8 protein-coding genes are annotated in these 10,976 nt (G+C 71.1%); 1 reads left to right on the top strand and 7 read right to left on the bottom strand.

Annotated features, from left to right (window positions below):
• Positions 1–17: 17 nt before the first annotated feature.
• The 5 genes from BW41_RS07410 to BW41_RS07390 are packed head-to-tail and all read right to left on the bottom strand — an operon-like array spanning position 18 to position 7,644.
• Positions 18–860, bottom strand: a complete 843-nt coding sequence (locus BW41_RS07410; RefSeq protein WP_037533020.1) for an ATP-binding protein — start codon at positions 858–860, stop codon at positions 18–20.
• Between the two features lie 39 nt (positions 861–899).
• Positions 900–2,900: a tetratricopeptide repeat protein gene (locus tag BW41_RS07405; protein ID WP_037533017.1), complete on the bottom strand. Its 2,001-nt coding sequence runs from the start codon at positions 2,898–2,900 to the stop codon at positions 900–902.
• Entirely contained in the window at positions 2,893–4,245 is a 1,353-nt protein-coding gene (gene prsR / locus BW41_RS07400; RefSeq protein WP_037533014.1) for a PEP-CTERM-box response regulator transcription factor, read from the bottom strand. The genes BW41_RS07405 and prsR overlap by 8 nt, the downstream gene beginning before the upstream one ends.
• Positions 4,242–6,251, bottom strand: a complete 2,010-nt coding sequence (gene prsK, locus BW41_RS07395) for an XrtA/PEP-CTERM system histidine kinase PrsK (RefSeq protein WP_037533011.1) — start codon at positions 6,249–6,251, stop codon at positions 4,242–4,244. Before prsK ends, prsR begins: the two co-directional genes overlap by 4 nt.
• 4 nt (positions 6,252–6,255) lie before the next feature.
• Positions 6,256–7,644, bottom strand: a complete 1,389-nt coding sequence (locus BW41_RS07390) for a TIGR03013 family XrtA/PEP-CTERM system glycosyltransferase (protein ID WP_037533008.1) — start codon at positions 7,642–7,644, stop codon at positions 6,256–6,258.
• A 161-nt stretch (positions 7,645–7,805) separates the two neighbouring features.
• Here BW41_RS07390 and BW41_RS07385 point away from each other — a divergent pair, with 161 nt between their 5' ends.
• Positions 7,806–8,846 (top strand): mannose-1-phosphate guanylyltransferase/mannose-6-phosphate isomerase, encoded by a 1,041-nt coding sequence (locus tag BW41_RS07385; protein ID WP_081792961.1) that lies wholly within the window; start codon positions 7,806–7,808, stop codon positions 8,844–8,846.
• A 1-nt stretch (position 8,847) separates the two neighbouring features.
• On the opposite strand, the gene BW41_RS07380 is transcribed toward BW41_RS07385, so the two are convergent.
• Positions 8,848–9,312, bottom strand: a complete 465-nt coding sequence (locus BW41_RS07380) for a DUF3429 domain-containing protein (RefSeq protein ID WP_037533298.1) — start codon at positions 9,310–9,312, stop codon at positions 8,848–8,850.
• A gap of 35 nt (positions 9,313–9,347) precedes the next feature.
• Complete coding sequence (locus tag BW41_RS07375; protein ID WP_037533004.1) at positions 9,348–10,907, bottom strand: DUF6311 domain-containing protein; 1,560 nt, start codon at positions 10,905–10,907, stop codon at positions 9,348–9,350.
• Positions 10,908–10,976 lie beyond the last annotated feature (69 nt).

The raw sequence follows: 10,976 nt of genomic DNA, 5'->3' as shown, positions 1-10,976 counted from the left end.
CCTAGATGACAAAGTGTTTACCTGATCTGCCGCAAGTCGCGCCCCGCACGGCCGGCGAGTTCGACGATATATTGCCACGCCACACGGCCCGATCTGCTGCCGCGGCGCGTCGCCCAATTGATCGCCTGCACAGCGTCGAAGGGAAGATCATAATGTCCGGCATAGGCCGCGACGATCGCGCAATAGGCGTCCTGATCGAGGACGTGAAAGCCAAGGCTCAGCCCGAACCGGTCGGCGAGCGCGAGCTGGTCGTCGATACTGTCGCGGGGGTTGATCGCCTGTGCCTCGCTGCCGGCGCTCGCCGCGGCGCCCTGCTCGACCATGTCGCGCGCGACGAGGTGGCGGCGGTTGGCGGTGACGAGCAGACGGACATTGTCGGGCCGCGCCTCCGCACCGCCCTCGAGCAACGAGCGCAGCGTCCGCGCCTCCGCCGCGCCGTCGAAGCCGAGATCGTCGAGGAACAAGGCGAACGCCCGCGGCACGCCGGCCAGTCGGGCAAACAGCTGCGGCAGCGTATCGATCGCAGCGACCTCGACCAGTGCGATGTCGCCGCCCTCCGCCTGCACCGCGCCGATCGTCGCCTTGACCAGCGCCGACTTGCCGGTGCCGCGCGCGCCCCACAGCAGCACGTCCTGCGCCGCCGCACCGGCGGCGAGCCGGCGGAGATTGACGAGCAATGCGTCGCGCTGCCGCTCGACGCCGATCAACAGCTCGAGCGGCAGCGGCGCAAAGGCGCGCGCGGCGATCAGCGCGCCGTCACGCCAGACATAGGCGGGATGCGCGCGGGGATCGTCCCCGACGGGCGGCGGCGGGGCGAGGCGTTCGAGCGCGGCGGCGATACGCTCAAGAGGATCGGTCATGCCGCGCTCATGACCCCGCCCCGCCGCCGGCGCAAGGCGTCAGGCGGCGATACGGCGGGCGTGCGCGGCGATGACCGGGTCGGCGGGGGCAAGGCGCACCGCCTTGGCGGCGAGCTGGCGGGCGCCGTCCAGATTGCCGGCGGCGGCGAGCGCAACCGCATAGGCATCACAGACGGCGGCATTCATTGGCGCGAGGCGATAGGCCGCGCGACCGTAGCGGCTGGCGACCGCGCCGTCGCCATCGGCGTCGCTGCCCGCATAGGCGAGCGCGAGATCGGCGAGCAATGCGGCATCGCGGTTGCCGGCGATCCGGCGCACCGCCTCCAGCGTCTCGATCGCGGCGTCCTCGTCGCCGCCTTGCACCTGCAGCCGACCGAGCAGGCGTCGTCCGACGAGGCTCTGCGGATTCTGGCCGAGGTAGAGCGACAGCGCCGCCGCGGCATCGCGCGGGCGATCGGCGCGTCCCCAGGCATCGACCAGCCGCAGCATCGTCGGTTCGTCGAAGCTCAGGCTCGCGGCGCGGGCGTAGCTCTGCGCGGCATCGGCATAGCGCCCGGACACGGCGAGCGCATCGCCGAGCGCGATCTGCGCGGCGGGAGCGCCGGGACTGGCGGCGACGAGCGTCCGGGCGCGCGCTATCGCCCCCGCGGTATCGCCGGCGGCGAGCTGCGCGCGGATCACGCCCAGCAGGTAATTGGGATCGCCCGGCGCCTGGCGGGCGGCGGCGAGCAGGGTCGCGGCATCGTCGTCGCTGGTGAAGGCGATCGCGCCGCCATGCGCGCCGATCGCGGCACGGTCAAGGAAGCGCGCTGCCGCGACCCGGTCGCCGCGCGCCTCAAATCCACGCGCGACCAAGGTCAGCGTATAGGCGTCGGCATCGTCGCGCAGCGCGATCGGACGAAGCTGATCGAGTCCGCCCTGGATATCGCCCGAGCGCAGCAGCGCGGCGCCGAGCAGGCGGCGGAGGCTGACGTTCAGCGGCTGATCCTCCGCGAGCGGACGCCAATCGCCGATCGCCCGCTCGGTCTGGCCGCGTGCGTAATCGAGGCCGCCGGCGAGCAGCGCCGCGCCCGGCAGATCGGCCACCGCATCCCCCGCCCGTTGCAGCAGATCGCGGGCCAGCGCGCCGCGTCCGGCACGCGCGGCGAGCACCGCCTGAAGATAGAAGGCCTGCGGGCTGCCCGGCCGGGCGGCGAGCGCGCGGCGGGTCGCGGCGAGCATGTCGACGTTGCGCCCCACCTCGCCGAGCGTCGCGGCATATTCGATCAGCGCCGGATGGTAATACGCGTCGCGGGCCAGCGCCGCCTCGAACCAGGGCAGCGCCGCGATCGGGCCATAGCGCGTGCGGACCACTTCCGCCTGCAACGCGAGCGCGACCGGATCGCCCGGCGCGAGCCGCTGTGCGCGGGTCGCGGCGTCGGCGGCGGCGGCGATCTCGCCCGCATCGAGCCGGATGCGGCCGAGGTCGGTCCAGGCCCCGGCGTCGCGCGGCGCGCGGGCGAGCCATGCGAGCAAATCCTGCGCGGCGGTGGCGCTGCCGCCCTGCATCGCGCGCGCGCGGGCAGCGGCGCGGATCGCCTCGCCATCGCCGGGTGCGGTCGCAGCGGCATCGAACGCGCCCGGCCAGTCGGACTGGAGGAAGCGCGCCCGCGCCCGCAGGCCCGCCAGTCGCGCCGCCGGCTCATGCAGGGCGGCCGCCCGGCTCAGCGCACCCTCCGCGGCCAGGCCGTCGCCAAGTTGCAGATAGCTGCGCGCGAGAAGCAGCAACGCCGGCTGCGACTGCGGTCGGCTCGCCAGCGCGGCCAGCGCGTGATTGCGCGCCGCGCTATAGTTGCCAAGCCCGTAAGCGGTCCGCGCATCGCGCAGGGCAACGACCGGATCGGCGCGGGGCGGCGGGCGCAGCGCCAGCCATGCCGCCAGCAGTGTGGCGAGCAGCAGCACCGCCAGCGCGACCGCCTGCCCCCGTCGCAATCGCGGCGGGCGGGGCAGCCGCAGCCGGCGACGCCGCCCCGGCAGCAGCGGATAGCGCCGCTCAGCCATGCAGATCGTAGCTTTTGAGCAGATCGTAGAGCGTCGGCCGGCTGACGCCGAGCAGCCGCGACGCGCCCGAGATATTGCCGTCCGACTGCGCCAGCGCCTGCCGGATCGTCCGCCGGTCGACGCTTTCACGCGCGCTGCGCAGGTTGAGCGGCAACGCGACGTCGGGATCGGCGAGATCGAGGTCGGCGGCGGTGACGAGCTTGCCGTCGGCCATGATCACCGCGCGCTTGATGCGATTCTCCAGCTCGCGGACGTTGCCCGGCCAGCGCCACGCCTCGATCGCGGCGAGTGCGTCGGGGGCGAGGCCGGTGACGGCGAGGTTCATCGCCTCGGCGTGGCGACGCAGCAGCGCACGCGCGAGCAGGCTGGCATCGCCGGGCCGCTCGGCAAGGCTCGGGATGCGCACGACGATCTCGGCGAGGCGGTAATAGAGATCCTCGCGGAACCGACCATCGACGACCATCGCGGCGAGGTCCTGATGCGTCGCGCAGACGATGCGCGTATCGACCGGGATCGGCTTGCGCCCGCCGATCCGCTCGATCACCCGCTCCTGCAGAAAGCGCAGCAGCTTGACCTGCAACGGCAGCGGCACGTCCCCGATCTCGTCGAGGAACAGGGTGCCGCCGACCGCCTGTTCGATCTTGCCCGGCGTCGTCTTGACCGCCCCGGTGAAGGCGCCCTTCTCATGCCCGAACAGCTCGCTTTCGAGCAAGGTTTCGGGAATGGCGGCGCAGTTGATCGCGACGAACGCGCCGCGGCCGCGCGGCGAATGATCGTGCAGCCCGCGCGCGAGCAACTCCTTGCCGGTGCCGCTCGCGCCGAGCAGCATCACCGATACGTCGGCGGGGGCGACGCGCTCGACGGTGCGCACCACCGCCGCCATCTCGTCCGATGCGTAGAGCAGCCCGCCGAACCCGGCAGCGGGCGCGGCGCGCGCCGCGAGGCGGCGGTTTTCGGCTTCGAGCGTATGGACGTGAAAGGCGCGCGCGACGATCAGCGCGAGCGCGTCGATGTCGATCGGCTTGGCATAGAAATCCCACGCGCCGAGCGCGATCGCCTGCAACGCGCTCTCCCGCGCGCCATGCCCCGAGGCGACGATGATCTTGGTGTCCGGCTTGAGCGCGAGCATCTCGGCCAGCGTCGCAAAGCCTTCGCTGGTGCCGTCGGGATCGGGCGGCAGGCCGAGGTCGAGCGTCACCACCGCCGGCTCGTGCAAACGCAGCGCCTCGATCGCCTCGGCGCGGGTCGCCGCGGTGACGATCCGATAGCCCTCGAACGCCCAGCGCAACTGGCGTTGCAGCGCGGCATCGTCCTCGACGATCAGCAGGACGGGCGTGTCGGTCATGCAGCATGCTCCAGCAGGCGGGCGGCAGGCAGAGTGAGGCGGAAGCAGGTGCCCTCGCCCTCGCGGCTGACGACGGTGAGCGTACCGCCCATATCGTCGGCGAGCTGGCGCGCCTCATAGGCGCCGATGCCGAAACCGCCGGGCTTGGACGAGGCGAATGGGCGGAACAGCTGGTCGCGGATGAAGGCGGCGCTCATCCCGCAGCCGTGATCGATGACCTCGACGAAGGCGGCCTGCGCGTCGCCGCCGGCAATCAAAGCGATCGCCGCCCCCGCCGGACTCGCCTCGATCGCATTCTGGAGCAGATGGCCGAGCAATTGTTCGAGCCGGCCCGGCTGCGCCATGGCGACTCCCGAGCCCGAGACCTGCACCGGATGCTGCGCGCGCCGCGCCGCGGCGAGGCGCAGCGCGAGTGCGGCGAGGTCGACCGGCTGGACCGGCTCGGCGCTGGCGCGGTGATGCTGCGACAGGCGGGCGAGCAGGCCGTTCATCCGGTCGGCGGAGTCGCGCAGGGTGGCGACCATGTCGGCGCGGAAGTCGGGATTGTCGGCGTGGCGCTCGGCATTGCGCGCGACGAGACTGAGCCCGCTGACCAGATTCTTGATGTCGTGCATGATGAAGGCGAAGCGGCGGTTGAATTCGTCGAAGCGCGCGGCGTCGGCGAGCGCCGCATGGGCGCGATCCTCGGCGAGATAGCTCGCCGCCTGTCGCCCGGCGACGCGGAGCAGGTCGAAATCCTCCCAGTCGAGCGCACGGTCGATCGGCGGGCGGGCGAGCAGGATCGCGCCGATCAGGCTGGCGCCGTGGATCAGCGGCACCAGCGCCCAGGCGTCGGCCGACTCGCGCATCCAGTCGGGGATCACCGCCGCTTCGTCGGCGGGCGCGTCGCCGCGGCGGACCTGATCGAGCTCGACGATGCGCGCGCTGGTCGCGAGATGGTCGCGCAACGCCGCCTCGCCGCCGCCGGCCTCCTGCCATTGCCACGCCGCGCCGACGCCGAGGCCGTTGCCGTCCGGAACGAGCAGCAGGCCAGCGGGCGAGCCGGTGAGGTCGGCGATTGCCCGGACGATGCGGCGGTCGAGCGGGTCGGCGCCGGGCGCGCCGAGCGTCGCGGTGAACCGCTGCCATTCGGCCCGATAATCATAGCGGTGGCGGAAGAAATGTTTGGCGACCTTCACCTTGAGCCAGGCGCGCAGCCACGGCGTCGACAGCAGGGTAATGAGCGCGGTGGTCGCGCCGAGGATGATCGCGGTCTGGACGAGGCGGACGGCGTCACCGGCATAACGGCCGGCGAACTGGGTGAGGAGCACCGTCGCGCCCGCATAGGAGAGGATCGCAAGCAGCGAGATCCCGCGCAGCACCACGCCATGCGATACGGCGAGCCCATGCACCCGGCGACGCACGGCGAGGACGAGCGCGACGCCGGTGACGGCAAAACCGCGCATCGCGATTGCCTGCGGCGGCGCCGCGCCGAGGCCGTAGGCGAGCATCGCGACGATCAGGTCGATCCCCCACAACCCGCCGAGCGCGACCGCGAGCGGCAGCGCCGGATGCGGCGTCGCGCTTTCGCTGCTCGCGACGTGATGCGCGAGCATCAGGCCGGCGACCGCGGCAAGCATCACCGCGATCAGCCGCAGCTCGCCGATCGCCTCGCGTGCGGCATGCGGCAGCGGCAGCACGCCGAGCATCGCGAGCAGCCCCGCCGCGGCGGTCAGCGTCGCCGCCACCGCATAGACGGCGTAGAGCGACAGCCCGCCGCTCCGCCGCCCGCGCACCGCGGCGAGCAGCACCGCGAGCCAGGCGAGATCGCGCAGGCATTCGGTCACCCGCGCGGCGACGTCGCCCGCGCCGATCCCGGCGACGGCGAGCGCCCACAAGGCAGTCAGCAACGCGGCGAGCGTGACGCCGCGATCCTTCTGCGCCGGCGCCGCCCGCAGCGCGCCGAGCGCAAGCAGCCCGAAAGCCAGCGCGGCAAGCGCATGGCCCCAGAGGATCAGCGCCGCCATCGGCTCAGCGCGCGCCCGTCGGCCACAGCACGACGCGCAACGTCTGCAACAGGATCAGCAGGTCGAGGAAGGGCGAATAGTTCTTGGCGTAATAGAGGTCGTATTCGAGCTTGTGGCGCGCATCCTCGATCGAGGCGCCATAAGGATAGTTGATCTGTGCCCAGCCAGTGATGCCGGGCTTGACCATGTGGCGCTCGGCATAGAACGGCAGCTGGCCTTCGAGCTGCTCGACGAATTGCGGGCGTTCCGGACGCGGGCCGACGAAGCTCATCTCGCCCTTCAGCACCGCCCAGGTCTGCGGCAGCTCGTCGATCCGCACCATGCGGATGATCCGGCCGATGCGGGTGATGCGCGGATCGTCCTTCTCCGCCCAGACCGCCTTGCCCGCGACCTCGGCATCCTGCCGCATCGAACGCAGCTTCACGATGTCGAAACACTGGTTGTACAGGCCGACGCGGCGCTGACGGTAGAAGGCCGGCCCCTTCGATTCGAGCTTGATCGCCGCGGCGGTGAGCAGGATCAGCGGCAGGGTCAGCACCAGCAGCAGCAGGCTGACGACGACGTCGAACGCACGCTTAAACACGCTCGACAGCATCCGCCCGGAGGCGAAGCCGTCGGAGAAGATCAGCCACGACGGATTGACCGAATTGAGATCGATCCGCCCGGTCTCGCGTTCGAGGAAGGTCGAGATCTCGCTGACCGCGACGCCCGTGGTGCGGACGCGGAGCAGGTCCTTGAGCGGCAGCGCATTGCGTCGTTCCTCGAGCGCGAGCACCACCTCGCCCGCGCCATGATCGACGACATGCGCGGCGAGATTGGGAATGGCGTCACGCGGCACCGCGCCGGCGACGACCGGCGGGCCTTCGCCCATCGCCACATAGCCGGCGACGATGACGTTGGCGCCGGGCTGGTCGGCGAGCGCGCCGATCCGCGCCGCCCGATTGCCGGCCCCGAGCACGATGATCCGCCGCTTGAACGTATCACCGCCGAGCGTCCGCCCGAGCAGCGCGCGCACCACGACGAGCAGCAGCGCCGCGATCAGCGTCGCATAAGCGAGGTTCGACCGCCACAGCGCGACCGGCGGGATCAGGAAGAACAGGATCGACAGGAAGGCGACGCCGATCAGCAGCGCGACGACCAGCCGCGCCGCGGCGAAGCGCAGCGACAGGAACGAGCCGACGCCATAGGCGCCGACCGCGATCAGCGCGATCTGCAACGCGGCGGCGAAGGCGAACAGCTGCGGCAGCCGCGTCGTCACCGGCAGCACGTCCATGCCGATCTGCCGCGCCCGAATCACCCAGCCGAGCTCCGCCGACACCAGCAGCAGCATCGCATCGACCACCCCGAGCAGCAGCACGGCATAGGGGACATAGTGCTTGAACAAGCGGATCATCCGAGCGCCTCCCCCTGTCGGCCTGTAAGCTTTTCCGACAGACGGGTAGGCAGGTGACACAAAAAGGGAAAGAAAAGTTGAACGACGCGCCCGCGACGGTCGTTTCGCCCTTGCCTCAATTCGGATAGGAAGACCTGTCCCCAAGGAGTTAAGCGACCATCATGACGATCGTACCTGTGATCCTTTCCGGAGGGTCCGGCACCCGCCTGTGGCCGATGTCGCGGCCCGAAATGCCCAAGCAGCTGCTCGCCCTGACCGCCGAGGAGACGATGCTCCAGCTGACCGCGAAGCGCACGCACGGCGAGGCCTTCGCCGCGCCGATCGTCGTCGCCAATGCGCGCCACGCCGATCACATCGACGAGCAGCTCAATGCGGTCGGCGCGACGCCGCAGGCGGTGATCCTGGAGCCGGTCGCCCGCAACACCGCGCCGGCGATCGCGCTCGCCGCGCTCGCCGCCAAGGGCGAAGACGCGCTGCTGGTGATGCCGTCGGATCACGTCATCGCCGACGTGCCCGCCTTCCATGCCGCGATCGAGGCGGCGCTGCCGCTGGTCAACGACGGCTGGCTCGTCACCTTCGGCATCGCGCCCGACGCGCCCGAGACCGGCTATGGCTGGATCAAGGTCGGCGAGGCGCTCGCCGACGGCGTCCATCGCGTCGCGCGCTTCGTCGAAAAGCCGATCCGCGAACGTGCCGAAGAGATGCTCGCCTCGGGCGATCATGCCTGGAACGGCGGCATCTTCCTGTTCCGCGCCGACATCTTCCTCGGCGCGCTCGCCGCGCACGCGCCCGGCATGCTGACCGCGACGCAGGACGCGATGACCAAGGCGCACCGCGACGGCGTGCGCATCTACCCGGACGAGACCGCATTCGGCGCCTCGCCGTCCGACTCGATCGACTATGCGGTGATGGAGCGCGCCGAGCGCGTCGCCGTCGTGCCGGTCGCGATGGGCTGGAGCGACGTCGGCAGCTGGGATGCGCTGCACACGATCAGCGCGCGTGACGCGCAGGGCAATGCGCATCGCGGCGAGGTGCTGGCGATCGACACGCACGATTGCCTGATCCGGTCGGACGGGGTGCGGATCGCCGTGGTCGGCGTCAGCGACCTGATCGTGGTGGCGAGCGGCAACGACGTGCTGATCCTGCCGCGCGGCCGCAGCCAGGAGGTCAAGAAGCTGATCGAAGCAATGAAGGACCGCTGACTCAGCGGACCGACAGCGTCCACGCCAGCAGCCCGGCGAGCCCCGCCGCGCCGATCAGCAGCTGGCGGGGACGCAGCCGCGCGAAATAGGCGGGCGCATTGCCCGCCAGCGCGGCACGACGATCGACGAAGGCGGCGAGGACATAGCCGAGCGTCAGCGGGATCAGGGCGAGCCACGGCACGACGATCACCAGCCCGAGGCCGGCGAGCGTGAAATAGCCGATGCTCGCCGCGATCTCGACCGGCTTCGAGGCGTGGCGATTGCCGAAGCCGAAACCGCGGCGGACGCCGGCGATGAAGGCGAGCACCAGCGCCGCCCAGATGATACCGAGCCGCACCGCCCAGACCGGCCACGGCATCGGCAACAGCCACGCCCCCGCGCCGGCCGCGACCAGCGGCAGCATCGGGCCATAGCCGAGCAACAGGCCGTCGGCGGGGACGTCGGGGCGATCGGCATCATCGTTCATGACGCCGCCAACGAGCCACGCCGCGGCGGGTTGCGTCAGGGCAGCACCAGCCGCACCCCGTCGAGCCGCCGCGCCCGCAGCGCCATCGCCGCGGGCAAGGTACGATCGTCGGTGACGACGTAGAGCCGGCCCGGTACGCGCGTGCCGCGGCGAAAGGCGTCGGCCTCGGCGCGCAGGCGGGTGACCGCGGCGCGATCGGCGCGCGCGGCATAGACGTTGGTGACCGGGCGGTGCAGCTTGGCCGCCTGCCATGCGATCTCCTGGAACAGGCCGAGGTCGCGGGTCACGTCGCCGGGCATGAAGGCGATGCTGCGCGCCGAGGCGATCGTCCCGATCCAGCGCGGATCGCGCAGCCGCGACGCCGGCGCGCGCGCCGCAGCATCACTCTGCGCGCGGATCGCATAGGCCATGGCGTCGAGATCGACGATCTGGATGGTCAGCACCGCCACCAGCAGCAACGCGGCCCGCTCGGCCGAAAGGCGGTAGACGGCGAGCAAAGCGACGAGGATGAGGACATAGCCGACCGGCCAGAACAGCCGCCCCGACGCACGCACGGGATCAAGCACCAGCCGCACCGATTCGGGCAGCGGCAATCGTACCACCGCGATGATGGCGAGCACGATCAATGCCGGCGCGAGGCCACGCAGCCGATCGAGCGTCTCCCGCTGACGCGCATCGGCGGGCAATCGTAGCGCGGCGAGGATCGCGGCGGCGACGAGCAGCAGACCGCCCGCGCCGAGATAATGGAAGCCTTCGAACCCGCGCCCCGGGCTGGTCTCATGCGCCGGCAGCAGATTGGTGAAGGACGGGATCGCCGGGTTCCACAGAGCGTCGAGCGGCATCGAGTAGAAACCGAAATTGCCTGCCGGCAGCTGACCGCCGACGCCCAGCCAGTGCGCCAGCAGCGCGACGAGCACCAGCACCGCCGTGCCCTGCCCCAGCACCGCGATCCGCTCCGGGCGCGGTCCTTGCGTAAAGCGCACCAGCAGCGCCGACGCCCAGATCGCACCGACCATGACCAGCAGATAGCTGTGGATCAGCGCGGCGAGCACGATCAGCGGCCCCCACCAGCGCAGGGTACGGCTGCGCACGGGATCGAGGAACAGCCAGAGCGCGGCGAGGATCAGCCAATGCGCCATCAGATTGGCGTGGACGAAGCGGTTGAACAATGTCGGCGGGAAGGCGAGCAGCGCGACGCCGATCCACAGCGCCACCGGCCCCGGCGCATGACGGCGGAGCAGCGCCCAGGCGAACAGCGTCTGCGCGATCAGGCAGAGCAGGATGAACGGACCGATCAGCTGCGCATCGCCGGGAAGCAGCGGCGATGCCAGCTTGGCGGCGAGCGTAACGAGCGGGTTGCTGTCGGTGAACAGCACCGGCACCCCCTGCGGCGCATTGAGCAGATATGTGCGCAGCGACAGGCCGGCGGCGGGATCGTAGCGATAGGCGTGCAGTCCCAGCGCATTCTCGCCCGCGTCGCTGCCGTTGAGCAGCCAGCCAACGTTGCCGATATCGAGGGTCTCGACATGGAAGAAGGCGAGAAACGCCAGCATCGGAAGCAGCAGCAGCAAGACGGGGGTGACGGAGCGGCGCATGGCCGCAGTCTGCCCGCACGACGGGATATTTTTGGTTAATGACGCCACGATGCAAAAAGGGACCGGCGG

The sequence above is a fragment of the Sphingomonas sp. RIT328 genome (assembly GCF_000632225.1).
In the GTDB taxonomy this organism is placed as follows: domain Bacteria; phylum Pseudomonadota; class Alphaproteobacteria; order Sphingomonadales; family Sphingomonadaceae; genus Sphingomonas; species Sphingomonas kyungheensis.
The sequence above is the reverse complement of the archived record's forward strand: the minus strand, read 5'-3'. Positions and strand labels throughout refer to the sequence as shown.

Bases quoted from the DNA above. Each gene is read 5' to 3' on its own strand.
- BW41_RS07410 (WP_037533020.1), bottom strand. From the start codon at position 860: ATGACCGATCCTCTTGAGCGTATCGCCGCCGCGCTCGAACGCCTCGCC.
- BW41_RS07405 (WP_037533017.1), bottom strand. From the start codon at position 2,900: ATGGCTGAGCGGCGCTATCCGCTGCTGCCGGGGCGGCGTCGCCGGCTG.
- prsR (WP_037533014.1), bottom strand. From the start codon at position 4,245: ATGACCGACACGCCCGTCCTGCTGATCGTCGAGGACGATGCCGCGCTG.
- prsK (WP_037533011.1), bottom strand. From the start codon at position 6,251: ATGGCGGCGCTGATCCTCTGGGGCCATGCGCTTGCCGCGCTGGCTTTC.
- BW41_RS07390 (WP_037533008.1), bottom strand. From the start codon at position 7,644: ATGATCCGCTTGTTCAAGCACTATGTCCCCTATGCCGTGCTGCTGCTC.
- BW41_RS07385 (WP_081792961.1), top strand. From the start codon at position 7,806: ATGACGATCGTACCTGTGATCCTTTCCGGAGGGTCCGGCACCCGCCTG.
- BW41_RS07380 (WP_037533298.1), bottom strand. From the start codon at position 9,312: ATGAACGATGATGCCGATCGCCCCGACGTCCCCGCCGACGGCCTGTTG.
- BW41_RS07375 (WP_037533004.1), bottom strand. From the start codon at position 10,907: ATGCGCCGCTCCGTCACCCCCGTCTTGCTGCTGCTGCTTCCGATGCTG.